Below are 21,702 nucleotides of genomic sequence, written 5' to 3' on the forward strand. Positions count from 1 at the left end.
AACGCTCCTAAGTAGAATCCCGAGACCATGGCCGATCCCACTCCCGCAGAAGTCCAGTCCTACATCGCCGCCGGCCTGCCGTGCCAGAGCCTGACGGTGGAGGGCGACGGACGCCATTTCTTCGCCACCATCGTCTCCAGCGAATTCGAGGGCCTGTCCCGCATCAAGCGCCATCAGCGCGTCTACGCCGCCCTGGGCGAGCGCATGCGCGAACAGATCCACGCGCTGTCGATGAAGACGCTGACGCCCGGCGAACAGGCCTCCCAATGACCACCATCACCCTGGCGCTCTCGAAGGGTCGGATCTTCGAGGAAACCCTGCCGCTGCTGCGCGCTGCTGGCATCGAGGTGCTGGAAGATCCGGAGAAATCCCGCAAGCTGATCCTGGCGACGAACCAGCCCAACGTGAAGGTGGTGCTGGTGCGCGCCAGCGACGTGCCGACCTATGTGCAGTACGGCGGCGCCGATCTGGGCGTGGCCGGCCGCGATGTGCTGATCGAGCATGGCCTGGAAGGCATGTACCTGCCGCTAGACCTGAACATCGCTCGCTGCCGGATGAGTGTCGCCACGCGCGCCGACTTCGACTACGCGGCCGCGGTGAAGCAGGGCTCGCGCATCCGCGTCGCCACCAAGTACACCGAGATCGCCCGCCAGCACTTCGCCGAGAAGGGCGTGCACGTGGACCTGATCAAGCTCTACGGCTCGATGGAACTGGCCCCGCTGACGGGCCTGGCCGACGCGATCGTCGACCTCGTCTCCACCGGCGGCACCTTGCGCGCGAACAAGCTTGTCGAGGTCGAGCAGATCATGGACATCTCCTCGCGCCTGGTCGTCAACCAGGCCGCCCTCAAGCTCAAGCGCGAGCCGCTGCGCCAGCTGATCGACGCGTTCGCGTCCGCCACCCCGAAGTAACGATGTTGAATCTCCGCCAGTTGAGCACCGCCGCCGCCGATTTCGAGACCGAGTTCCAGCGCGTGCTGCATTGGTCGGCGGAGACGGACGGCGCGATCGAGTCGCGCGTGGCCGAGATCCTGGCCGAGGTGCGCGCCCGCGGCGATGCGGCGGTGCTCGAATACACCGCCCGCTTCGATCATGTGGACGCGGCCAGCGTCGCCGCGCTGGAGCTGACCCGCGAGGAACTGAAGGCGGCCTTCGAGTCGATCACGCCCGCGCAGCGCGCAGCGCTCGAATCGGCCGCCGCCCGGGTCCGCAGCTATCACGAGCGCCAGAAGGCCGCCTGCGGCGAGAGCTGGAGCTACCGCGACGAGGACGGCACCTTGCTGGGCCAGAAGGTCACGCCGCTGGATCGCGTCGGCATCTACGTGCCCGGCGGCAAGGCGGCCTACCCGAGCAGTGTGCTGATGAACGCGATCCCCGCGCAGGTGGCAGGCGTGCCCGAGATCGTCATGGTCGTGCCCACGCCGCGCGGCGAGAAGAATCCGCTGGTGCTGGCAGCCGCCTATGTCGCCGGCGTGCATCGCGCCTTCACCGTCGGCGGCGCGCAGGCGGTGGCGGCGCTGGCCTACGGCACGGCGACCATCCCGCGCGTCGACAAGATCACCGGTCCCGGCAACGCCTACGTGGCCAGCGCCAAGAAGCATGTGTTCGGCCAGGTCGGCATCGACATGATCGCCGGCCCCAGCGAGATCCTCGTGCTGGCCGACGGCACGACCCCGCCCGACTGGGTGGCGATGGACCTGTTCAGCCAGGCCGAGCACGACGAGATGGCGCAGAGCATCCTGCTGTGCCCCGATGCCGCCTACATCGACGCCGTGCGCGCCAGCATCGAGCGCCTGCTGCCGGAGATGCCGCGCGAAGCGGTGATCCGCGCCTCGCTGGAAGGCCGCGGCGCGTTGATCCTGACTCGCTCGATGGACGAAGCCTGCGAGATCAGCAACCGCATCGCGCCGGAACACCTGGAAGTGAGCAGCGCCGACCCGCACCGCTGGGAACCGCTGCTGCGCCACGCCGGCGCGATCTTCCTCGGCGCCTTCACCAGCGAATCGCTCGGCGACTACTGCGCCGGCCCCAACCACGTGCTGCCCACGTCCGGCACCGCGCGCTTCTCGTCCCCGCTGGGTGTCTACGACTTCCAGAAGCGCTCCAGCCTGATCGAGGTGAGCGAAGCCGGTGCGCAGAAGCTCGGTCCCATCGCAGCTGAACTGGCCTATGGCGAGGGCCTGCAGGGTCACGCCCGTGCGGCGGAGATGCGGTTGAGTAAGGGCGGATGAGCGCCTTCAGGCGAGGCGCTTCGCCAGCCTGACCATCATCGTTCCCGTCAGATCGTTCGGCCCGCGCTGATCCTCGGCGAAGCTGTGCCGTGCGTAGAGCGCGATCAGCGGCGTGTTCGTTGACGAGGTCCAGGTCGCGGCCAGCGGCAGTTGCCGCTCGCGGAACCACCGTTCGGCTTCCTGCAGGAATGCGCTGGCGAAGCCCAGCCTCCGAGCCGCCGGCAATACGTAGCTGGTCGAGACGAGGCCGAAGGGCTGGCCCTGCTCATCTTGCTCAACACGAAAGATCGTGTGCCCGGCAACGCCTCCGGCATCATCGATGCCCAGCACGACGCGAGCCTGCCGTGCCCCGTCGAGATGCCAGCGGACCCGGTCGACCAGCCATTCCATCGTGTAGAGGCCGTCGCCCTCGACCTCCATCAGCGTCGCCCGCATCCGCTCGGCGACGAGCGTGATCTCGGAGTCGTTGAGGGGATCGATGTCGCGCAGTCTCATGCGCGCCATTGTGGCTTCGTCAGGGAGCGCTCAAGCCCGCCGCTTTCGCCGCGATCGTGCCCAGTTGCCCATACAGCGGCAGCGTGTTCGTCGGCCCGCGCGGGTGCACCCGGTTAGCCAGCAGGACGTAGAAGCTCTTGCTGCCCGGGTCGAGCCAGAACGCGCAGCCCGTGAAGCCGGTGTGGCCGAAGCTCTTGCCCTTCGGGTAGAGCTCGCCGCGCGGGCGGGAGAAGGGCGTGTCGATGTCCCAGCCCATGGCGCGCACCGGCAGGCCGGCGGGCGACTGGGGCGTGGTCAGCAGCGCGACGCTCTCATGGCTCAGCAGGCGGCGGCCATCGTCGGCCACGCCGTCGTTCAACAGCATGCGGGCGAAGCGGGCCAGGTCGGCCGTGGTCGTGAAGAGGCCGGCATGGCCGGCGACGCCGCCCATCGTGCGGGCGGTCGGGTCGTGGACGACGCCGCGCAGCATGGTGCCGTCCGGCTGCTTCTCGGTCGGTGCGATGCGGGCGGCGGGGAAGCGGCGCAGCGGGAGGTAGCCGCTGTCCTTCATGCCCAGCGGCTCGAACAGCGCGTGCTGCGCGAAGTCCTCCAACGGTTCGCCGGACTGACGGGCGACGATGACGCCCAGCAGCACGAAGTTCAGGTCCGAGTACTTGAATTGCGCGGCCGGCGCAGCCTCGGGCGGCAGTGCGCAGGCGAGGCGCAGCGCGTCGGCGATGCCGTGCCAGGGGCCGTTCTTGATCTGGTCGCCGTTGCCCGGCAGGTCGGGCTGCAGGCCGGAGCTGTGCGTCAGCAGCTGGCGCACGGTGATGCCGGCGAGCGCCGTGCATTCGGGCAGGTAGCGGCCGAGCGGCGCCTCGACGTCGAGCTTGCCCTGCTGGCGCAGCACCTGGACCAAGGTCGAAGTGACGACGACCTTGGTCAGTGATGCGGCGTCGAAGATCGTCTGCTCGTCCAGCGGCTCGGGCTGAGGTTCGATGGCACGCTGGCCGTAGGCGCGGTGGTAGTTGCCCACGCCGAGTTGCTCGATCCACAGCGCGCCGCCGGGCATCTGGTGCGCGTCGATCATCGACTGCACCGCGCGGTCGGCCTCGGCGAGCGGGGCGGGTGGCAGCTGGCGCGGCAGAGGGGGAGACGTTGAGCAGGCGGCCAGCAGCAGGGCGGCGAGAAGAGAGAGCTTGAGCTTCATGGCCGCCGATTGTGGGTGGTCGGTCGGCCGCCTTGTCATCACTTTCATATCAGGTTTGATAACACACGAAGTTCGTGTAACACGAACTTCGTGTTAAATTGGATGTTATGAAGAACGTCACCATCTCGATGGAAGACAGCGTGGCCGAGTGGGCCCGGCTGGAGGCGGCGCGCCGCAATACCAGCGTCTCGCGGCTGGTCGGCGAGATGCTGGCCGAGAAGATGCGCAGCGACGATGCCTACGAGCGCGCGATGCAGGACTGGCTGCACCGCGAACGAAGCTGGGCCTCGGGCGGCAACGCCTATCCCAAGCGGGGTGAGGCGTGAGCGCCGAGCCGGTCTTCGTCGACACCTCGGTGCTGATCCTCAGCGAGGACGGCGCCCACCCCGAGCAGCGTGAACAGGTGCTGACCTGGCTGCGCACGCTGTGGGCCGAGCGCACGGGGCGGTTGTCCACCCAGGTACTGAACGACTTCTATGCCCAGGTGACGACGCGGATCATGCCGGCCATGCCCAACGGCGATGCCCGCGCCGAGGTGCGCCGCTACCAGCGCTGGAATCCCTGGCCGATCGACCATGCGACGGTCGAGAGCGCCTGGTCCATCGAGAGCCGCTTCGGCCTCGGCTACACGGACGCGCTGATCGTCGCCGCCGCCAAGGCGCAGGGCTGCACCCTGCTGCTGAGCCTGGACCTGCCGCACGACACCGTCTACGACAGCGTCCGCATCTTCAATCCCCTCTTCGCCGCGCCTGGAGCCGCCTGATGGACGAGAAAGAAAGAATCGAGCAAGGCCTCGCCTGCTTCCGCGACGACGTCCGCGCCACCCATGCCTACCCGGTGCAATCGGCCGAGGGCATGGTCAAGCTGGACGTGATGGAGAACCCGTTCCGCCTGTCCGCCGAGCTGCAGCGCAAGCTGGGCGAGCGGCTCGGCGCGGTAGCGATCAACCGCTATCCGGCCGAAGGCACGCAACGCCTCGCGGCCGCGCTGGCCCGGCATGCCGGCATGCCCCAGGGTTGTGCGATCACCTTGGGCAACGGTTCCGACGAATTGATCACGATGCTCGGCATGGCCTGCGCGAAGCCCGGCACCGTGGTGCTGGCGCCGACGCCGACCTTCGTCATGTACGAGATCTCCGCCCGCTACCAGGGCCAGCGCTTCGTCGGCGTGCCGCTGCGCGCGGATTTCGAGCTGGACGGCCCCGCGATGCTGGAAGCCATCAAGGAACATCGGCCGGCGATCATCTACCTGTCCTACCCGAACAATCCCACCGGCAACCTGTGGGATGCCGCGGTGATCGAGCAGATCGTCCGCGCCGCGCCGGGCCTGGTCGTGATGGACGAGGCCTACCAGCCCTTCGCCGACTCGGACTCGATGGCGCTGATGCAGCGCCATCCGCACGTGCTGATCATGCGCACGATGAGCAAGTTCGGCCTGGCCGGCGTGCGCATCGGCTACCTGATCGGCAACGAGGCTCTGATCCACGAGGTGGACAAGGTGCGCCCGCCGTTCAACGTCAGCGTACTGAATGCCGAGGCCGGCATGTTCGCGCTGGAGCATGTGGACGTGTACGACGCCCAGGCGGCCGAACTGCGCGCCCAGCGCGAGCGCGTGTTCGCCGCGCTGCGGGCCATGCCCGGCATCGAGCCGTATCCGAGCCAGGGCAATATGATCCTGGCGCGGGTCGCCGATGCTGCGAAGACCTTCGCGGCGATGAAGGCCCGCGGCGTGCTGGTCAAGAACTCGTCGGCCGCGCACCCGGCGCTGGCCAACTGCCTGCGCATCACGATCGGCAGCGCCGATGAAAACACGGCCATGCTGGCCGCCCTGGAAGCAAGTCTATGAACGCCCCCGCCCCTGTTCTTGCCCCCGTCTCTGCCCGTATTGCCGAAGTCAGCCGCAACACCAAGGAGACGCAGATCCGCGTCCGCGTCAATCTCGACGGCAGCGGCGAAGCCAAGCTGAACACCGGCATCGGCTTCTTCGACCACATGCTGGACCAGATCGCCCGCCACGGCCTGATCGACCTGGAGATCGAGGCCAAGGGCGACCTGCACATCGACGGCCACCACACGGTAGAAGACGTCGGCATCACGCTGGGCATGGCCGTCGCCCAGGCCGTTGGCGACAAGAAGGGCCTGACCCGCTACGGCCACGCCTACGTGCCGCTGGACGAAGCGTTGTCGCGCGTCGTCATCGACTTCTCGGGCCGCCCGGGCCTGGAGATGGACTGCAAGTTCACCTCCGGCAGCATCGGCGCCTTCGACACGCAGCTGACCTACGAGTTCTTCCAGGGCTTCGTCAACCATGCGCTGGTGAGCCTGCACGTGGACAACCTGAAGGGCCACAATGCCCATCACCAGGCCGAGACCATGTTCAAGGCCTTCGGTCGCGCGCTGCGGATGGCGATGACCTTGGACCCGCGCAGCCTGGGCGTCATTCCGTCGACAAAGGGAAGTCTCTGACATGAGCACGAAGCGCACCGTCGCGGTCGTCGACTACGGCATGGGCAATCTGCGCTCGGTCTCGCAGGCGGTGATCCATGCGGCGGCCGATACCGACGTGGACGTTGTCATCACCTCGAAGGCGGAAGACGTCTTCCGGGCAGAGCGGGTCGTGCTGCCCGGCCAGGGCGCGATGCGCGATTGCATGCGCGAGCTGGCCGACTCTGGCATGAAAGAGGCCGTGCTCGACGCCGCGGCGAACAAGCCGCTGATGGGTGTCTGCGTCGGCATGCAGATGCTGCTGGATCACAGCGACGAGCAGGACACGCCGGGCCTGGGCCTCATTCCCGGCCGCGTGAAGCGCTTCCAGCTCGACGGGCAGCTGCAGCCCGACGGCAGCCGCTACAAGGTGCCGCAGATGGGCTGGAACCGCGTGGCCCAGACCGTTCCGCACCCGGTGTGGGCCGGCGTGCCCGACGAATCCTGGTTCTACTTCGTGCACAGCTTCTACGCCGCACCGTCGGACTCGCGCCACAGCGCCGGCGAAACCGACTACGGCCAGCGCTTTACCTGTGCGGTGGCCCGGGATAACATTTTTGCTACCCAATTCCACCCCGAGAAAAGTGCAGCGCTGGGCCTTGCCCTGTATCGAAACTTCCTGCATTGGAAGCCTTGAGGCCTCATCTCAAGGTGTGCGCGTGCCACTTTCCTCTTCCCTAACCCCCTCCTTCGACTGACCCCCTTCGGCCATGCTGCTGATCCCTGCCATTGACCTGAAAGACGGTCGCTGCGTCCGCCTGAAACAAGGCGACATGAACGAGTCCACCACCTTCGGAGAAGACCCGGCCGAGATGGCGCGGCGCTGGGTCGATGCCGGCGCCAGACGGCTGCACCTGGTGGACCTGAACGGCGCCTTCGCCGGCAAGCCGGTCAACGAGTCGGCGATCAAGGCGATCCTGCGCGAGGTGGGCGGCGAGATTCCCGTGCAGCTGGGCGGCGGCATCCGCGACCTCGACACGATCGAGCGCTACCTGGACGACGGCCTCTCGTTCATCATCGTCGGCACCGCCGCGGTGAAGAACCCGGGCTTCCTGCAGGACGCGGCCACGGCCTTCGGCGGCCACATCCTCGTCGGCCTCGACGCCAAGGACGGCAAGGTCGCCACCGACGGCTGGAGCAAACTGACCGGGCACGAGGTGGTGGACCTGGCGCAGAAGTTCGAGGGCTACGGCATCGAGGGCGTGATCTACACCGACATCGGCCGCGACGGCATGCTTACCGGCATCAACATCGAGGCCACCGTGAAGCTGGCACGCGCGCTGAGCATCCCGGTGATCGCCTCCGGCGGCCTGTCCAATATGGCCGACATCGAGGCGCTGTGCGCCGTCGAGAGCGAAGGCGTCGAAGGCGTCATCTGCGGCCGCGCCATCTACACCGGCGACCTGGACCTTGCCGCCGCGCAGGCGCGCGCCGACGAGCTGAACGGCCGATAACTCTTTCTCCATGCTCGCCAAACGCATCATTCCCTGCCTGGACGTCACCGGCGGCCGGGTCGTCAAGGGCATCAACTTCACCGAACTGCGCGACGCCGGCGACCCGGTCGAGATCGCCGCCCGCTACAACGAGCAGGGCGCCGACGAGCTGACCTTCCTCGACATCACCGCCACCTCCGACGGCCGCGACCTGATCCTGCCGATCATCGAGGCGGTGGCTTCGCAGGTGTTCATCCCGCTGACGGTGGGCGGCGGCGTGCGCGAGGTGAGCGACGTGCGGCGGCTGCTGAATGCCGGCGCCGACAAGGTCAGCTTCAACTCGGCAGCGGTGGCGAACCCGGACGTGATCCGCGCCGCGTCGGACAAGTACGGTGCGCAGTGCATCGTCGTCGCGATCGACGCCAAGCGCCGCGCGGATGGTTCGGGCTGGGACGTCTACACCCACGGCGGTCGCAAGAACGTCGGTCTCGACGCCGTCGAATGGGCCGTCAAGATGGCCCAGTACGGCGCCGGCGAGATCCTGCTGACCAGCATGGACCGCGATGGCACCAAGAGCGGCTTCGACCTGGCGCTGACCCGCGCGGTCAGCGACGCGATCAGTGTGCCGGTGATCGCCTCCGGCGGCGTCGGTTCGCTGGACGACCTGGCCGATGGCGTGCAGAAGGGTGGCGCCGATGCGGTGCTGGCTGCCAGCATCTTCCACTACGGTGAGCACACGGTGGGCGAGGCGAAGGCACTGATGGCGCAGCGGGGAATCCCAGTCCGCCAATGAGTGAAGTCAGGATCATCGGCGGCCAGTGGAAGCGCTCCAAGCTCCCGGTCGCCGACAGGCCGGGCCTGCGCCCGACACCCGATCGCGTGCGCGAGACGCTGTTCAACTGGCTCGGCCAGGACTTGAGCGGCTGGCGCGTGCTGGATGCCTTCGCCGGCAGCGGCGCGCTGGGCTTCGAGGCCGCCTCGCGCGGCGCCGAGCGCGTGACCCTGCTGGAACGCGACGGCGAACTGGCTCGCAGCCTGAAGGCCAGCGCCGTGCGCCTGAAGGCTGAGAACCTGGCCATCGAGCCGGCCGACGCGCTGGCCTGGATGCGCCGCGCCGCGCCGGCCTCGTTCGAGCTCGTGCTGCTCGATCCGCCGTTCGGCCAGAACCTGTTCGAACCCGCCTTGCGCGCCGCGCTGCCGCTGCTGGTGCCGGGCGGGCTGATCTACCTGGAAGCGCCGGAGCTGATCGAGCCGCCGGCCGAACTGGGCCTGGAACGCTGGAAGTCCGGCCGCGCCGGTGCCGTGCACTTCCAGCTGCTTCGCAAAGCGGAAACCGCTTAACGCCGACGGCGCATCCAGCCCGCGACGCCCAGCAGGCCCACGGCCAGCATCAGGCTGGTGCTGGCCTCGGGCACGGCCTGCGCCACCAGGAAGCCCTGGATCTCGCCGCCGGGTGCGGCCGTCGTGTGGATGTTGAAGTAGGCGTGGTCGGTGTCCAAGCCCACGCCCAACGCCGCGTAGGCACCGTTGATGTTGGTATTGGCGGTGATGAAGGCCGGGTTGTAGCTGCTGGCGTCCAGCAGGTTGAACTGGTGGCTGTAGGTACCGCTGGTGACGCCGCTCGGGAAGCCGGGGAAGGTCGGCGTCGTCGTCGCCACGCCGGCCGGGGTCACGCCGGCATCCACCGTGCAGCAGTGGATGTGCGAGGCGGTGACCGTGCCGGTAAGGCCGCTGAACGAGGCCTCGACGTCCATCGTGCCCAGGTCGTAGTCGACCGTCACCGTGGCCGAGCCGCTGCCGTTCGAGCCCGGCAGGATCGACGACAGGTTGGCGGTGTAGACGACCGTATGGGCCAGGGCCGGGCCGGCGGCGAGCAGGGTGGCGGCAAACAGGATCGAAAGCTTCTTCATGCGCTGTCTCCTTCGGGGTGGGCGTTCGTCGGACGATCGAACGCCGTGAGTACCCTTGCCGGGCGGGAAGGTTCATCGCCGGCCTCGACGGATAATCCGCCACTCGCCGCAGGAGCCCGAATTGACGATCACGCCCGCCCCCACCGCCGTCTACCCCGGTACCTTCGACCCGATGACCTTGGGCCACGAAGACCTGGTGCGCCGTGCCAGTGGCCTGTTCGGGCGGCTGATCGTGGCGGTGGCCGTGGGCCATCACAAGAAGACGATGTTCTCGATCGAGGAGCGGCTGGCGATGGCCCAGGGCCTGTTCGCCGGCAGTTCGAACATCGAGGTGATCCCGTTCAGCGGCCTGCTGCGCGACTTCATCGTCGAGCACGGTGCGCGGGTGGTGGTGCGCGGCCTGCGCGCGGTCAGCGATTTCGAATACGAATTCCAGATGGCCGGCATGAACCGCAAGCTGATGCCCGAGGTCGAGACCCTGTTCCTGACGCCGTCCGAGCAGTACCAGTTCATCTCCAGCACCTTCGTGCGCGAGATTGCCCGCCTGGGCGGTGATGTCTCCCAGTTCGTGTCAGAGTCCGTCCTTCAACGCCTGAAGGAACGAGTGAAGGACGAGGGCTGAAGCCATGGCTTTGATGATCACCGACGAATGCATCAACTGCGACGTCTGCGAGCCCGAGTGCCCGAACGACGCCATCTCGATGGGTCCCGAGTACTACCAGATCGCGCCGGACAAGTGCACCGAATGCGTCGGCCACCATGACGAGCCCCAGTGCGTGGCGCTGTGCCCGGTGGCTTGCATCCCCGTCAATCCGGACCACGTCGAGAGTCGGGAGACTCTGATGGGCAAGTACCTGCGCCTGACTGCGACTAAGGCGGCCAAAGCGGCCTGAACCTTCCGTCCGCCCGTTCGGGCGGATCAACCCTAGCGATTGCTCTAGCGGGTTTGTCCCGAGTGGAATGGGCTGGCGTGCCGGCATTTTGTGTTCTATCTTTGTATACAAAAGATGGATTCATAAATCGCCAACCCTCAACCACAGAGGACGATCCATGAGCACAGTCGCCAGCACGGCATCCGCCGTCGCGCAACCCGAGGCCCCGCACGGGCACGCCGCGTCGTCGAACGCGCTGATCAAGCCCGGCTACCACCCGCGGCTGACCAATGAGGACCTCGCGCCGCTGCGCCAGCAGACCTGGGGCGCGTACAACATCTTCGCGTTCTGGATGTCCGACGTGCACAGCGTCGGCGGCTACATCACCGCGGGCAGCCTGTTCGCGCTGGGCCTCTCCAGCTGGCAGGTGCTGGTCTCGCTGCTGGTGGGCATCGTCATCGTGCAGTTCTTCTGCAACCTGGTGGCCAAGCCGAGCCAGGTGACGGGTGTGCCCTATCCGGTCGTCTGCCGCGCGCCCTTCGGCGTGCTGGGCGCCAACATCCCGGCGATCATCCGCGGGCTGATCGCCGTGGCCTGGTACGGCGTGCAGACCTACCTGGCCTCGGCCGCCTTCATGGTGCTGGCGCTGCGTGCGGCGCCGTCGCTCGCGCCCTATGCGGACGTGCAGCAGCACGGCTTCGTCGGCCTCTCCACACTGGGCTGGGCAGCCTTCATGTTCATGTGGGTGCTGCAGGCCATCGTCTTCTGGCGCGGCATGGAGGCGATCCGCAAGTTCATCGACTGGGCGGGTCCGGCCGTCTACGTCGTGATGGCGGTGCTGTGCGGCTACCTGGTGGCCCAGGCCGGCTGGAGCAATATCGACCTGAACCTGGGCGGTGTGAAGTTCCAGGGCTGGGACGCGCTGCCGGTGATGATCTCGGCGATCGCGCTGGTCGTCAGCTACTTCAGCGGCCCGATGCTGAACTTCGGCGATTTCTCCCGCTACGGCAAGAGCTTCGAGGCGGTGAAGAAGGGCAACCTCTGGGGCCTGCCGATCAACTTCGTGTTCTTCTCGCTGCTGACGGTGATCACCACCGCCGCCACGCTGCCGGTGTTCGGCGAGCTGATCACCGACCCGGTGCACACCGTCGGCAAGATCGACAGCACCACCGCCGTCGTGCTGGGCGCGCTGACCTTCATGATCGCGACGATCGGCATCAACATCGTCGCCAACTTCGTGTCGCCGGCCTTCGACTTCTCCAACGTCAATCCACAGAAGATCTCCTGGCGCACCGGCGGCATGATCGCCGCCGTCGGCTCGGTGTTCCTCACGCCCTGGAACCTCTACAACAGCCCCGAGGTCATCCACTACACGCTGGACATCCTGGGTTCCTTCATCGGCCCGCTGTTCGGCATCCTGATCGCCGACTACTACTTCGTGCGCAAGCAGAAGATCGACGTCGATGCGCTCTACACGATGAGCGAGCAGGGCGAGTACTGGTACCAGGGCGGCTACAACCCCAAGGCGATCCAGGCACTGGTGCCGGCCGCTGTCGTGCCGGTGCTGTGTGTGCTGGTGCCGGCGCTGCACGGCGCGGCCAACTACGCCTGGTTCATCGGCATGGGCCTGGGGCTGGTCATCTACGCCGCCCTGAATCGCAAATGAACCGCAAGTAAACACAAACGTCGCCAAGCAGTATGCGCATCAAGATCATCAACCCCAACACGACGCAGAGCATGACCGACAAGATCGGTGCCTGCGCCCGCGCCGTCGCGCGGCCCGGCACCGAGATCGTCGCCGTCAGCCCCGCGATGGGCCCCGTGTCCATCGAGAGCCACTACGACGAGGCGCTGGCCGTGCCGGGGCTGCTGCAGGAGATCGCCAAGGGCGAACGCGAGGAAGGCATCGACGCCTACGTGATCGCCTGCTTCGGCGATCCCGGGCTGAAGGCCGCCCGCGAGCTCGCCCGCGGCCCGGTGATCGGGATCGCCGAGGCCGCGATGCACTTGGCCAGCATGATCGGCACGCGCTTCAGCGTCGTCACCACCTTGGCCCGCACGATCGGGCAGGCCGAGCATCTGGCCGAGGCCTATGGCATGGACCGCTTCTGCGCCCGGGTGCGCGCCTGCGAGCTGCCGGTGCTGGAGCTGGAAGAGCCGGGCTCCCAGGCACGCGAGCGCATCGCCGCCGAGTGCAGGCGCGCGCTGGACGAGGACGGTTCGGACGTCATCGTGCTCGGCTGCGCCGGCATGGCCGACCTGTGCGAGCACCTGTCGCACCTGCTGGGCGTGCCGGTGATCGACGGTGTGGCGGCGGCCACGCAGCTGGCCGAGTCGCTGGTGACGCTGGGCCTGCGCACCAGCAAGCGTGGTGAGCTGGCGCGGCCGGTGCCCAAGCCTTACACCGGTGCGCTGGCGGGTTTCGCGCTCGGCGACAATTCCGGCCATGCCCCGCACGAAGAAATCCGCTGAAGACGAGGACACCGCCGCCGCGCCAGCAGCCGCCGGAACGGCCTCGATCGACAGCATTGCCCGCGACATCGCCACCGCCATCGTCGAGAAGCGCCTGCCGCCCGGCACCTGGCTGCGCGAGGAGGCGCTGGGCCGCGTCTATTCGGTCAGCCGCACCAAGGTGCGCGCGGCCCTGCTGACCCTGTCCAAGGACAAGCTGATCGAGATCATCCCGGACAAGGGCGCCTTTGTCTGCCAGCCCTCGGTGAAGGACGCGCGCGAGGTCTTCGCCGTGCGCCGCGTGCTGGAGAGCGAGGTCGTGCGCCTGTTCATCGCCAACGCCAAGGCCGCGGACTACCAGACGCTGGAGCAGCACATCCGCTTCGAGCGCAGCACGCTGAACCAGAGCGTGACGACGACCAGCGGCTCCGTGCGCGAGCGCCTGCTCGGTGATTTCCACGTCGCGCTGGCCCAGGCGGCCGGCAACGACACCTTGGCCGAGCTGGTGCGGGAGTTGGTCGCGCGCAGCTCGCTGATCGCGATGCTGTACCACTCGTCCAACGACCCGCACTGCTCGTCGGACGAGCATGCCGATTTCCTGAAGCTCTGCCGCGCCGGTCAGGTCGATGCGGCGGTGAGCTCGATGTGCGATCACCTCAGCCGCATCGAGCAGAGCCTGGAGCTGGGCTCCGAGAAGGTGGACCGGCAGCTGGACCTGGTGAAGGCGCTGCTGGCCTAGCCGCGACTGATCAGTCGCGCAGCTCGGCGGGCACGGTGCCGCCGTTGGCCGCGATGCGGGTCATCACCTGGCGGTGCAGCCAGATGTTCCATGCGGCCGAGCCGGGCTCGTCGCTGCCCGCGTAGGTGAACTCCTGGGCCAGTTCCTTGCGGGCGGCCAGGCTGCTGTCCAGGCCGACGAGCTTGAGCAGATCCACGATCGAGGTCCGCCAGTTGAGCCCGCTGGCGCCGGGCATCGCGTCGAGGATCGGTGTCACATCGCCGAGGGCAATGGGCGCCGGCGCTGCCACGGCGGCGGGTGCAGCGGCAGCCGTTGCGGCAGGCGCAGCAACAGGCGGCGCGGCGACGATTTCAGCGGCGTTGGCCGAGGGGAAAATCTTGGAAAAAATCTTGCCGAAAAAGCTCATGCGGGGTACTCCAGCTGGGTTACTACGAGGCATCGCGCGCGACGAGATCGCGACGCGGACCGCCTTGTAGCACGGCCATTCGGCAGCTTTGGCCTAGCTCAGCCCACGGTCTAGGTGTACGTAGCCGCCGTCGGGATGCAGCCACTGGCCGGTGGTGTGTGATGAGCGGTCGGAGAGCAGGAACAGCACGGTGTCGGCGATCTCCGTGTCCCGCGTCATCCGGTGGCCCAGCGGGATGCGGCCGGTGATGCGCTGCAGCGCCTGCGCCGGCTCGGGCAGGGTCTGCAGCCAGCTCTGGTACATCGGCGTCATGACCTCGGCCGGCAGCACGGCGTTGACGCGCACGCCGTCGCCCGCCAGCGCGGCGGCCCACTCGCGCGTCAGCCCCAGCAGCGCGCCCTTGGCGGCGACGTAGCCGCTGGTGCGGCCCTGGCCGGTCAGCGCGGTCTTGGAGGCGATGTTGACGATCGCACCGCGCGAGGCCTTCAGCGCGTCCTGGCACAGATGGGCCAGCACGTAGCAGTGGATCAGGTTGGCCTCCAGCGAACGCATGAAGGCGGCACGGCCGGCGGCCAGGTCCACGCCGTCGTTGACGCCGGCGTTGTTGACCAGGCCGTCGATGCGGCCGTGCTTGGCCAGCGTGGCCTGCACGGCGGCAGTGCAGGCCGCCTCGTCCGTGAGGTCGAGTTTGTGCGACTCAACGCCCTCCGCGAGCTGCCGGTCCAGCACCACCGGCCGCGCGCCTTCCTCCACCAGCCCGTGCACGATCGCCGCGCCGATGCCCGCGGCGCCGCCGGTGACGATGACCACCTTGTCCTTCAGGTGCAGATCCATCGAGGCTCAGCCCCTGAACTCGTAGCGCTCGATCGACGCCGGCTTCATCTCGATCGAGTAGCCGGGCCGCTCGGGCGGCATGTAGGCCGCGCCGCGGATCACGCAGGGATCGACGAAGTGCTCGTGCAGGTGGTCCACGTACTCGATCACGCGGCCTTCCTTGGTGCCGGCGATGCACAGGTAGTCGATCATCGACAGGTGCTGCACGTACTCGCACAGGCCCACGCCGCCGGCGTGCGGGCAGACCTTGAGCCCGTACTTGGCGGCCATCAGCATCACGGCCAGCACCTCGTTGACGCCACCCAGGCGGCAGGAGTCGATCTGCACGACGTCGATCGCGCCTTCCATGATCAGCTGCTTGAACATGATGCGGTTCTGGCACATCTCGCCGGTGGCGACCTGCATGTGGCCCTTCATCGCCTGGCGGATCTTGCGGTGGCCGGCCACGTCGTCGGGCGAGGTCGGCTCCTCGATGAACCAGGGCTTGGCGAAGGCGAGATGGCCCAGCCACTCGATCGCCTGGTTCACGTCCCAAACCTGGTTGGCGTCGATCATCAGGTTGCGGTCCGGGCCCAGCACCTCGCGGGCGATGCGCAGGCGGCGCACGTCGTCCTGCAGGTCGCGGCCCACCTTCAGCTTGATGTGGTTGAAGCCGGCGTCCACCGCCTCCTGCGCCAGGCGCCGCAGCTTGTCGTCCGGGTAGCCCAGCCAGCCGGCCGAGGTCGTGTAGCTCGGGTAGCCGTTGGCCAGCAGGTCGGCCAGGCGCTGGGCCTTGCCTTCGGCTCGCTCGGTGAGGAAGGCCAGCGCCTCCTCGGGCGTGATGCAGTCGGTGATGTAGCGGAAGTCGATGCAGCGCACCAGCTCCGCCGGGCTCATTTCGGCCACCAGGCGCCACACCGGCTTGCCCGCGGACTTGGCCCACAGATCCCAGGCCGCGTTGACGACGGCGCCGGTTGCCAGGTGGATTGCACCCTTGTCCGGCCCGATCCAGCGCAACTGGCTGTCGCTGGTGACGTGGCGCCAGAAGCGGCCCATGTCGGCGGCGATCCAGTCCAGATCGAGGCCGACGACCAGATGCTCCATCGCCCGGATCGCCGCGCAGCAGATGTCGTTGCCGCGGCCGATCGTGAAGGTGAGGCCGTGGCCTTCGAGGCCCGGCGTGTCGGTGCCCAGCACCACGTAGGCGGCCGAGTAGTCCGGGTCGGGGTTCATCGCGTCCGAGCCGTCGAGGTGCTCGGAGGTCGGGAAGCGCACGTCATGGACGCGCATCGAAGTGATCTTGGTCATGCGTCTCTCGTCGTCAGGCTTGCACGGTCTTCTGTGTCTGCACACCCAGGCCCTGGATACCCAGGCGCATCGTCTGGCCGGCGCGCAGGTAGACGGGAGGCTTCATGCCGAGGCCCACGCCCGGCGGCGTGCCGGTGGAGATCAGGTCGCCCGGTTGCAGGCTCATGAAGCGGCTCAGGTAACTGACCAGTTCACGCACACCGAACACCATCGTGCGCGTGTTGCCGTTTTGGAAGCGCTTGCCGTCCACTTCGAGCCACAGGTCGAGCTGCTGCGGATCGGCGATCTCGTCGGCCGTCACCATCCAGGGGCCGATCGGGCCGAAGGTGTCGCAGCCCTTGCCCTTGTCCCACTGCGTGCCGCGCTCCAGCTGGTACTCGCGCTCGGACACGTCGTTGATCACGCAGTAGCCGGCCACATGCTTCATCGCGTCCTCGGGCGCGATGTAGCGTCCGCCCTGGCCGATGACGATGCCCAGCTCCACCTCCCAGTCGGTCTTGACCGAGCCGCGCGGGATCTCCACCTCGTCGTCGGGCCCGCAGATCGCGCTGGTCCATTTGCTGAACACGACCGGCTCGCTGGGCACCGGCATGCCGGACTCGGCCGCGTGGTCCGCGTAGTTCAGGCCGATGCAGATGAACTTGCCGACGCTGCCGACGCAGGGGCCGATGCGCAGATCCTGCTGCGGCGTGCCGGACACCAGCGGCAGGCTGCTGATGTCGATGCCGCGGAGCTGATCGAGCCAGGCCGGCGTCAGCACCTCGCCGGCGATGTCGCGCACCCGGGCGCTGAGGTCACGCACACGCCCGTCGGCATCGAGGATGCCGGGCTTTTCCTGCCCCTTGGGGCCGTAGCGAAGAAGTTTCATTCAAGTCCTTGTGGTGGAGGCTGTGTCGGGGTTCGCTGCGCTCACCGCCAACCTACGAAGGAGCCGTAGGTTGGAGTGAACGAAGGTGAACTCCAACAACAGACGGGGATCAGTCGTACAGCACCGCCGCGATCTTCGGATCGGTGATGTTGGTCTTGTCGTACCAGTAGAAGCCGGTGTCGATCACCTTGGGCAGCTTCTCGCCCTTCAGGGCCTTGACGGCGGCTTCCACCGTCTTGAAGCCGATGCCGACCGGGTTCTGCGTGATCGCGCCGGCCATGGCGCCGCTCATGATCGCGTCCTTCTGCTGCTTGCCCGAGTCGTAGCCGATGATGACGATCTGCCGCTTGGCTTCGCGCGCGCCGTTGACGACGCCGATCGCCGAGCCCTCGTTGGCGCCGAAGATGCCCTTGAGCTTCGGGTGCGCCTGCAGGATGGACTTGGTGATCTCGGTGGACTTCAGTTGGTCGCCGGCGCCGTATTGGATGTCGACGATCTTGATCTTGGGGTACTTGGCCTTGATCTGGTTGACGAAGCCGTCGCGGCGGTCGATGCCGGTGCGGCTGGTCTGGTCGTGCACCACCAGCGCCACCTCGCCCTCGCTGCCGATCAGGCCGGCCATCTTGTCGGCAGCCAGGGCCGCGGCGGCCTTGTTGTCGGTCGTCGCCGTCGTCAGCGGCACGTCGCTGTCCACGCCCGAGTCGAAGGCGATCACCGGGATCTTGGCGGCCTGGGCCTTCTTCAAGAGCGGCGTCGCGGCCTGGCTGTCCAGCGCGGCGAAGCCGATGGCGGCGGGCTTCTTGGCCAGCGCGGCGGACAGCATGTCGATCTGCTTGTCGACCATCGCCTCGGTCTCCGGGCCCTCGAAGGTGACCTTGACCTTGTACTGCGTCGCGGCCTGCTCGGCGCCCTGTTTCACCGCCTGCCAGAACTGGTGCTGGAAGCCCTTGGAGATCAGCGGGATGTAGGTGTCCTGCGCGTAGGCGTTGCCGGCCAGGGCCAGGCCCACGGCCAGCGAGAGTTTCAGCAGATTGCGCTTGTTCATCGAAGTCTCCGGTTGGTTATTTGAGGAAGAAGCCGGATGCCGTCCGGAGCGGTCGCAGACAGCGCGAATGGGGAAGGATCAGGATTTGCCCTTGCGCAGGATGTCGGTGTAGACGGCCAGCACGATGATCACGCCGGTCAGCACCGTCTGCCATTCCTGCGCGACCGAGAGGATGCGCAGGCCGTTGGTCAGCACGCTCATGATGAAGGCGCCGATGATGGTGCCGAGGATGGTGCCCGCGCCGCCGGAAAGGGACGTGCCGCCGATCACCACCGCCGCGATCGCGTCCAGCTCGTAGCCCTGGCCCAGCGCCGGCTGCGCCGAGTTCAGCCGCGAGGCGATCAGCAGGCCCGCGATGCCGCAGATCGCGCCGGACAGCGTGTAGACGACGATCTTCCAGAACACCACGTTGACGCCGGAGAGCCGCACCGCCTCCTCGTTGCTGCCCAGCGCGAAGGTGTAGCGGCCGACGATCGAGCTGTTCAGCACCACCGCGGCCAGCACCGCCACGATGAAGAAGATCAGCACCGCGTTGGGCAGCGGCAGCGCCGGGATCAGCTCGCCGATCAGCGAATCCTGCGAGATCGCGGTGAAGCCGGGCGTGTCGTTGAAGTAGATCGGCTTGGTGCCCGAGATCACCAGCGACAGGCCCTTGAGCACCATCATCATGCCCAGCGTCGCGATGAAGGGCGGCACCTTCAGCTTGGCGATGATCACCCCGTTGACGAAGCCGCACAGCGCGCCGAAGAAGATCGCCCCGAGCACGCCCAGCGCCAGCGGCAGGCCGTGATAGGTCAGCACCACGCCGGCCATCACGGCGCAGAAGGTCATCATCGTGCCGACCGAGAGATCGATGCCGGCCGAGATGATGACGAAGGTGCAGGCGATGGCCAGCACGCCGTTGACGGCGGTGGCCTGCAGGATGGCGACGATGTTGTCCATCTGCAGGAAGTTCTCGGACGCGAACGAGAAGTACACCATCAGGATCAGCAGGCTCGCGAAGGCGAGCAGCTTCTGGCGCGCGGCCGGATTCAGGAAGGACTTCTTCGTCATGGGCCTGGGCTCCACGGCGGTCTCGGTGATCGTCGTCGTCATGCTCTTGTCCTTCATCTCATGCGGCCATGCGCTGCGTGGCCAGCGCCATGATCTGTTCCTGCGTGGCGCCGCGGCCGGGCAGTTCACCGGTGACGCGACCCTCGCACATCACCAGGATGCGGTGGCTCATGCGCAGCACCTCGGGCAGTTCGCTGGAGATCATCACGATGGCCTTGCCCTCGGCGGCCAGCGCGTCGAGCAGGCGGTAGATCTCGCTCTTGGCGCCGACGTCGATGCCGCGTGTCGGCTCGTCGAAGAACAGCACTTCGCAGTCGCGCAGGATCCACTTCGCGATGACCACCTTCTGCTGGTTGCCGCCCGAGAGCAGGCGCACCTGCTGGGCGACCGAAGGCGTCTTGATCGCCAGCTGCTTGACGAAGCCCTCGGCCACGATGCGCAGCCGGCGTCGGTTGACGAAGAGGCCGCCGAAGTCGAGGAAGCGCTTCATGCCGGCCAGGCCGATATTGCTCTGCACATCGAGCCCGGTGGCGAGGCCGAACTGCTTGCGGTCTTCCGACAGGTAACCGATGCCGAGCCGCACCGCGTCGCGCGGCGAGCGGATCTTCACCGTCTTGCCGTGCACCAGGATCTCGCCGGCCTCGACCGGATCGGCGCCGAACACGGCCCGCGCGGTCTCGGTGCGGCCGGCGCCCATCAGGCCGGCGAAGCCGAGGATCTCGCCGCGCCGCAGGGTGAAGGACACGTCGCGCAGCGCGCGGCCGCGCGTCAGCCCGCGGGCCTCCAGCACGACCGGGTTGGCCGAGGTGTCGGGCGGCTCGGCCGGCGCCTCGTTCAGGTCGCGGCCGACCATCATCGAGATGATCTGGCCCATGCTGGTCGCGGCCATCGGCACGGTGGCCACATAGCGGCTGTCGCGCATCACGGTGATGCGGTCGGCGATCTGCTGCAGCTCGTCCATCTTGTGCGAGATGTAGACGATGCCCACGCCCTGCTCGCGCAGCTGCCGGATGATGGCGAACAGGTCGGCCACCTCGGCGTTGTTCAGCGCGGCGGTGGGCTCGTCGAGGATCAGTACCTTCGAGTCGAAGGACAGCGCCTTGGCGATCTCCACGAGCTGCTGCCGGGCGACGGTCAGCTCGCCGACGCGGTCCGTGGGCTCGATGCGCAGCTTCATGCGCTGGAAGATCTCGCGGGCCATCGCATCGAGCTTCGGCGCATCGATGAAGAAGCCGCCCCACTTGCGCGGCTCGCGGCCGATGAAGATGTTCTGCGCCGCGCTCAGGTGGTTCATCAGGTTGAGCTCCTGATGGACGATGCCGATGCCCAGCCCTTGCGCCTCGCGCGGGCTGCGCACCTCGATCGGCCGGCCGTCCATCAGGATCTCGCCGGCGTCCTTGGCGTAGATGCCCGACAGCAGCTTCATCAAGGTGGACTTGCCCGCGCCGTTCTCGCCCATCAGCGCATGGACCTCGCCGGCGCGCAATTCGAACTGCGCGCCGTCCACCGCCTTGACGCCGGCGAAGGCCTTCGTGATGCCGCGCATCTCGATCAACGGAGCGTTCATAGGGTGTAGAACTCCCGTGCGTTGTCGTGCAGGACGCGCTGCTGGTCGGCAGCGTTCAAGTCACCAAGCAGTGAATCCGACAGCGCGACCCAGCGCCCGTAGTCGGCAGCCAGGTTCAGCACCGGCCAGTCGCTGCCCCACACCAGGCGCTGCGGGCCGAACCAGCGCAGCAGGTCCTCCCAGGCCGGGCGGATCAGCGGCAGCGGCTCGCTGCTGCGCGTCTCGGTCAGCAGGCCGGAGAATTTGCACATCAGGTTCGGATGCGCGGCCAGTGCCGCCATGTCGCGTCGCCAGGCATGGGCCCAGACGGCACTCCAGCCTTCGTCGAGCCGCGGCTTGGCCGCATGGTCGATGACGACGGGCAGGGTGGGGTGGCGGCGCACGAAATGCAGCAGCGGCTCCAGCTGGCGGGGCAGCACCAGCGCGTCCAGGCGCAGGCCCAGCGCGGCGATGCAGGCCATCACGTCGGCGTGCGGGCGGGTGGCGATCCAGTCGTCTTCCGGCAGGTCCTGCAGCATCGGGCGCACGCCCTTGAACTTCGGATGCTCACGGGCCCAGCGCTCCAGGGTGGCGATCGAGGCGCGGTCGCTGATGTCCACCCAGCCGACGACACCGCCGATCCAGTCGTGGCTGGCGGCGAGTTCCAGCATGAAGTCGGTTTCGGCCGTGCTGTCGGCGGCTTGCACGAGCACCGTCTGCGCGACGCCGTGCCGTTGCAGCAGCGGCTGCAGATCGCCGGGCGCGAAGTCGCGGTACAGCGGCGCGAGCTCCGCCGTCAGCCAGCCGTAGTCCCCCCGGTCCAGCCGCCAGAAATGCTGATGCGCGTCGATGCGCTGCATG

The 21,702-nt window shown here is 67.7% G+C and carries 27 protein-coding genes; 16 read left to right on the plus strand and 11 right to left on the minus strand.

The window, feature by feature from the left end; translation table 11 throughout:
• Positions 1-27: 27 nt before the first annotated feature.
• Genes SNE35_RS25415 through hisD form a run of 3 tightly spaced genes read left to right on the plus strand, consistent with a single transcriptional unit; the run spans position 28 to position 2,230 of the window.
• Positions 28-270: a BolA family protein gene (locus tag SNE35_RS25415; RefSeq protein WP_320425838.1), complete on the plus strand. Its 243-nt coding sequence runs from the start codon at positions 28-30 to the stop codon at positions 268-270.
• A complete protein-coding gene (gene hisG, locus SNE35_RS25420; RefSeq protein WP_320425839.1) occupies positions 267-911 on the plus strand; it encodes an ATP phosphoribosyltransferase in 645 nt (214 codons plus the stop codon). Before SNE35_RS25415 ends, hisG begins: the two co-directional genes overlap by 4 nt.
• Positions 912-913: 2 nt before the next feature.
• Entirely contained in the window at positions 914-2,230 is a 1,317-nt protein-coding gene (gene hisD, locus SNE35_RS25425; protein ID WP_320425840.1) for a histidinol dehydrogenase, read from the plus strand.
• 6 nt (positions 2,231-2,236) lie between these two features.
• Here hisD and SNE35_RS25430 read toward each other — a convergent pair whose 3' ends face one another.
• Together SNE35_RS25430 and SNE35_RS25435 are read right to left on the minus strand one after the other, a co-directional pair.
• Positions 2,237-2,725: a GNAT family N-acetyltransferase gene (locus SNE35_RS25430; RefSeq protein WP_320425841.1), complete on the minus strand. Its 489-nt coding sequence runs from the start codon at positions 2,723-2,725 to the stop codon at positions 2,237-2,239.
• A gap of 19 nt (positions 2,726-2,744) precedes the next feature.
• Positions 2,745-3,914, minus strand: a complete 1,170-nt coding sequence (locus SNE35_RS25435; RefSeq protein WP_320425842.1) for a serine hydrolase domain-containing protein — start codon at positions 3,912-3,914, stop codon at positions 2,745-2,747.
• Between the two features lie 107 nt (positions 3,915-4,021).
• On the opposite strand from SNE35_RS25435, the gene SNE35_RS25440 reads away from it, so the two are divergent.
• The 8 genes from SNE35_RS25440 (at position 4,022) to rsmD (ending at position 9,171) form a co-directional block, all read left to right on the plus strand.
• Positions 4,022-4,240, plus strand: a complete 219-nt coding sequence (locus SNE35_RS25440) for a CopG family transcriptional regulator (RefSeq protein WP_320425843.1) — start codon at positions 4,022-4,024, stop codon at positions 4,238-4,240.
• On the plus strand, positions 4,237-4,677 hold the full coding sequence (locus SNE35_RS25445; RefSeq protein ID WP_320425844.1) for a PIN domain-containing protein: 441 nt from the start codon (positions 4,237-4,239) through the stop codon (positions 4,675-4,677). The genes SNE35_RS25440 and SNE35_RS25445 overlap by 4 nt, the downstream gene beginning before the upstream one ends.
• Positions 4,677-5,759, plus strand: a complete 1,083-nt coding sequence (gene hisC, locus SNE35_RS25450) for a histidinol-phosphate transaminase (protein WP_320425845.1) — start codon at positions 4,677-4,679, stop codon at positions 5,757-5,759. Before SNE35_RS25445 ends, hisC begins: the two co-directional genes overlap by 1 nt.
• Positions 5,756-6,379 (plus strand): imidazoleglycerol-phosphate dehydratase HisB, encoded by a 624-nt coding sequence (gene hisB, locus SNE35_RS25455; protein ID WP_320425846.1) that lies wholly within the window; start codon positions 5,756-5,758, stop codon positions 6,377-6,379. Before hisC ends, hisB begins: the two co-directional genes overlap by 4 nt.
• A gap of 1 nt (position 6,380) precedes the next feature.
• Positions 6,381-7,034 carry an imidazole glycerol phosphate synthase subunit HisH gene (hisH, locus tag SNE35_RS25460; RefSeq protein ID WP_320425847.1) on the plus strand — a complete coding sequence of 218 codons (654 nt, stop codon included), beginning with the start codon at positions 6,381-6,383 and terminating at the stop codon, positions 7,032-7,034.
• A 73-nt stretch (positions 7,035-7,107) separates the two neighbouring features.
• Complete coding sequence (gene hisA / locus SNE35_RS25465; RefSeq protein ID WP_320425848.1) at positions 7,108-7,851, plus strand: 1-(5-phosphoribosyl)-5-[(5-phosphoribosylamino)methylideneamino]imidazole-4-carboxamide isomerase; 744 nt, start codon at positions 7,108-7,110, stop codon at positions 7,849-7,851.
• Positions 7,852-7,861: 10 nt separating this feature from the next.
• Complete coding sequence (gene hisF, locus SNE35_RS25470) at positions 7,862-8,623, plus strand: imidazole glycerol phosphate synthase subunit HisF (RefSeq protein WP_320425849.1); 762 nt, start codon at positions 7,862-7,864, stop codon at positions 8,621-8,623.
• Positions 8,620-9,171 (plus strand): 16S rRNA (guanine(966)-N(2))-methyltransferase RsmD, encoded by a 552-nt coding sequence (gene rsmD, locus SNE35_RS25475; RefSeq protein ID WP_320425850.1) that lies wholly within the window; start codon positions 8,620-8,622, stop codon positions 9,169-9,171. Before hisF ends, rsmD begins: the two co-directional genes overlap by 4 nt.
• On the opposite strand, the gene SNE35_RS25480 is transcribed toward rsmD, so the two are convergent.
• On the minus strand, positions 9,168-9,740 hold the full coding sequence (locus tag SNE35_RS25480) for a CHRD domain-containing protein (RefSeq protein ID WP_320425851.1): 573 nt from the start codon (positions 9,738-9,740) through the stop codon (positions 9,168-9,170). The two genes, rsmD and SNE35_RS25480, sit on opposite strands and share 4 nt — an antisense overlap.
• Before the next feature lie 121 nt (positions 9,741-9,861).
• Between SNE35_RS25480 and coaD the strand changes: the two genes are divergently transcribed.
• From coaD to SNE35_RS25505, 5 genes are all read left to right on the plus strand, one after another.
• On the plus strand, positions 9,862-10,362 hold the full coding sequence (gene coaD, locus SNE35_RS25485; RefSeq protein WP_320425852.1) for a pantetheine-phosphate adenylyltransferase: 501 nt from the start codon (positions 9,862-9,864) through the stop codon (positions 10,360-10,362).
• A 4-nt stretch (positions 10,363-10,366) separates the two neighbouring features.
• Entirely contained in the window at positions 10,367-10,633 is a 267-nt protein-coding gene (locus SNE35_RS25490) for a YfhL family 4Fe-4S dicluster ferredoxin (protein WP_320425853.1), read from the plus strand.
• Between the two features lie 157 nt (positions 10,634-10,790).
• Positions 10,791-12,278 carry an NCS1 family nucleobase:cation symporter-1 gene (locus SNE35_RS25495; protein ID WP_320425854.1) on the plus strand — a complete coding sequence of 496 codons (1,488 nt, stop codon included), beginning with the start codon at positions 10,791-10,793 and terminating at the stop codon, positions 12,276-12,278.
• A 32-nt stretch (positions 12,279-12,310) separates the two neighbouring features.
• Positions 12,311-13,084, plus strand: a complete 774-nt coding sequence (locus SNE35_RS25500; RefSeq protein ID WP_320425855.1) for an aspartate/glutamate racemase family protein — start codon at positions 12,311-12,313, stop codon at positions 13,082-13,084.
• A complete protein-coding gene (locus tag SNE35_RS25505) occupies positions 13,059-13,802 on the plus strand; it encodes a GntR family transcriptional regulator (protein WP_320425856.1) in 744 nt (247 codons plus the stop codon). Before SNE35_RS25500 ends, SNE35_RS25505 begins: the two co-directional genes overlap by 26 nt.
• Before the next feature lie 10 nt (positions 13,803-13,812).
• Here SNE35_RS25505 and SNE35_RS25510 read toward each other — a convergent pair whose 3' ends face one another.
• From SNE35_RS25510 to SNE35_RS25545, 8 genes are all read right to left on the minus strand, one after another.
• The gene (locus SNE35_RS25510; RefSeq protein WP_320425857.1) at positions 13,813-14,208 is read right to left on the minus strand and encodes a DUF3597 domain-containing protein; all 396 of its coding nucleotides are present in this window, start codon (positions 14,206-14,208) and stop codon (positions 13,813-13,815) included.
• A 93-nt stretch (positions 14,209-14,301) separates the two neighbouring features.
• Positions 14,302-15,042, minus strand: a complete 741-nt coding sequence (locus SNE35_RS25515) for an L-fucose dehydrogenase (protein WP_320425858.1) — start codon at positions 15,040-15,042, stop codon at positions 14,302-14,304.
• Positions 15,043-15,048: 6 nt separating this feature from the next.
• On the minus strand, positions 15,049-16,329 hold the full coding sequence (locus SNE35_RS25520; RefSeq protein ID WP_320425859.1) for an L-fuconate dehydratase: 1,281 nt from the start codon (positions 16,327-16,329) through the stop codon (positions 15,049-15,051).
• A 13-nt stretch (positions 16,330-16,342) separates the two neighbouring features.
• Positions 16,343-17,197: an ureidoglycolate lyase gene (locus SNE35_RS25525; protein WP_320425860.1), complete on the minus strand. Its 855-nt coding sequence runs from the start codon at positions 17,195-17,197 to the stop codon at positions 16,343-16,345.
• A gap of 109 nt (positions 17,198-17,306) precedes the next feature.
• Positions 17,307-18,242 carry an ABC transporter substrate-binding protein gene (locus SNE35_RS25530; protein WP_320425861.1) on the minus strand — a complete coding sequence of 312 codons (936 nt, stop codon included), beginning with the start codon at positions 18,240-18,242 and terminating at the stop codon, positions 17,307-17,309.
• A gap of 78 nt (positions 18,243-18,320) precedes the next feature.
• A complete protein-coding gene (locus tag SNE35_RS25535; protein WP_431312792.1) occupies positions 18,321-19,337 on the minus strand; it encodes an ABC transporter permease in 1,017 nt (338 codons plus the stop codon).
• A 16-nt stretch (positions 19,338-19,353) separates the two neighbouring features.
• Positions 19,354-20,862, minus strand: coding sequence for a sugar ABC transporter ATP-binding protein (locus tag SNE35_RS25540; RefSeq protein ID WP_320425862.1), 1,509 nt, complete (start codon positions 20,860-20,862; stop codon positions 19,354-19,356).
• Positions 20,859-21,701 carry an amidohydrolase family protein gene (locus SNE35_RS25545; RefSeq protein ID WP_320425863.1) on the minus strand — a complete coding sequence of 281 codons (843 nt, stop codon included), beginning with the start codon at positions 21,699-21,701 and terminating at the stop codon, positions 20,859-20,861. Before SNE35_RS25545 ends, SNE35_RS25540 begins: the two co-directional genes overlap by 4 nt.
• Between the last annotated feature and the right edge of the window lies 1 nt (position 21,702).

It is taken from the genome of Roseateles agri, from assembly GCF_034043675.1.
In the GTDB taxonomy this organism is placed as follows: Bacteria; Pseudomonadota; Gammaproteobacteria; order Burkholderiales; family Burkholderiaceae_C; genus KK5.

What these genes read in the sequence shown, in the direction of transcription:
- SNE35_RS25415 (WP_320425838.1), top strand. Translation starts at nt 28, where the DNA reads ATGGCCGATCCCACTCCCGCAGAAGTCCAGTCCTACATCGCCGCCGGC.
- hisG (WP_320425839.1), top strand. Translation starts at nt 267, where the DNA reads ATGACCACCATCACCCTGGCGCTCTCGAAGGGTCGGATCTTCGAGGAA.
- hisD (WP_320425840.1), top strand. Translation starts at nt 914, where the DNA reads ATGTTGAATCTCCGCCAGTTGAGCACCGCCGCCGCCGATTTCGAGACC.
- SNE35_RS25430 (WP_320425841.1), bottom strand. Translation starts at nt 2,725, where the DNA reads ATGAGACTGCGCGACATCGATCCCCTCAACGACTCCGAGATCACGCTC.
- SNE35_RS25435 (WP_320425842.1), bottom strand. Translation starts at nt 3,914, where the DNA reads ATGAAGCTCAAGCTCTCTCTTCTCGCCGCCCTGCTGCTGGCCGCCTGC.
- SNE35_RS25440 (WP_320425843.1), top strand. Translation starts at nt 4,022, where the DNA reads ATGAAGAACGTCACCATCTCGATGGAAGACAGCGTGGCCGAGTGGGCC.
- hisC (WP_320425845.1), top strand. Translation starts at nt 4,677, where the DNA reads ATGGACGAGAAAGAAAGAATCGAGCAAGGCCTCGCCTGCTTCCGCGAC.
- hisB (WP_320425846.1), top strand. Translation starts at nt 5,756, where the DNA reads ATGAACGCCCCCGCCCCTGTTCTTGCCCCCGTCTCTGCCCGTATTGCC.
- hisH (WP_320425847.1), top strand. Translation starts at nt 6,381, where the DNA reads ATGAGCACGAAGCGCACCGTCGCGGTCGTCGACTACGGCATGGGCAAT.
- hisA (WP_320425848.1), top strand. Translation starts at nt 7,108, where the DNA reads ATGCTGCTGATCCCTGCCATTGACCTGAAAGACGGTCGCTGCGTCCGC.
- hisF (WP_320425849.1), top strand. Translation starts at nt 7,862, where the DNA reads ATGCTCGCCAAACGCATCATTCCCTGCCTGGACGTCACCGGCGGCCGG.
- rsmD (WP_320425850.1), top strand. Translation starts at nt 8,620, where the DNA reads ATGAGTGAAGTCAGGATCATCGGCGGCCAGTGGAAGCGCTCCAAGCTC.
- SNE35_RS25480 (WP_320425851.1), bottom strand. Translation starts at nt 9,740, where the DNA reads ATGAAGAAGCTTTCGATCCTGTTTGCCGCCACCCTGCTCGCCGCCGGC.
- SNE35_RS25490 (WP_320425853.1), top strand. Translation starts at nt 10,367, where the DNA reads ATGGCTTTGATGATCACCGACGAATGCATCAACTGCGACGTCTGCGAG.
- SNE35_RS25495 (WP_320425854.1), top strand. Translation starts at nt 10,791, where the DNA reads ATGAGCACAGTCGCCAGCACGGCATCCGCCGTCGCGCAACCCGAGGCC.
- SNE35_RS25500 (WP_320425855.1), top strand. Translation starts at nt 12,311, where the DNA reads ATGCGCATCAAGATCATCAACCCCAACACGACGCAGAGCATGACCGAC.
- SNE35_RS25505 (WP_320425856.1), top strand. Translation starts at nt 13,059, where the DNA reads ATGCCCCGCACGAAGAAATCCGCTGAAGACGAGGACACCGCCGCCGCG.
- SNE35_RS25510 (WP_320425857.1), bottom strand. Translation starts at nt 14,208, where the DNA reads ATGAGCTTTTTCGGCAAGATTTTTTCCAAGATTTTCCCCTCGGCCAAC.
- SNE35_RS25515 (WP_320425858.1), bottom strand. Translation starts at nt 15,042, where the DNA reads ATGGATCTGCACCTGAAGGACAAGGTGGTCATCGTCACCGGCGGCGCC.
- SNE35_RS25520 (WP_320425859.1), bottom strand. Translation starts at nt 16,329, where the DNA reads ATGACCAAGATCACTTCGATGCGCGTCCATGACGTGCGCTTCCCGACC.
- SNE35_RS25525 (WP_320425860.1), bottom strand. Translation starts at nt 17,197, where the DNA reads ATGAAACTTCTTCGCTACGGCCCCAAGGGGCAGGAAAAGCCCGGCATC.
- SNE35_RS25530 (WP_320425861.1), bottom strand. Translation starts at nt 18,242, where the DNA reads ATGAACAAGCGCAATCTGCTGAAACTCTCGCTGGCCGTGGGCCTGGCC.
- SNE35_RS25535 (WP_431312792.1), bottom strand. Translation starts at nt 19,337, where the DNA reads ATGACGACGACGATCACCGAGACCGCCGTGGAGCCCAGGCCCATGACG.
- SNE35_RS25540 (WP_320425862.1), bottom strand. Translation starts at nt 20,862, where the DNA reads ATGAACGCTCCGTTGATCGAGATGCGCGGCATCACGAAGGCCTTCGCC.
- SNE35_RS25545 (WP_320425863.1), bottom strand. Translation starts at nt 21,701, where the DNA reads ATGCAGCGCATCGACGCGCATCAGCATTTCTGGCGGCTGGACCGGGGG.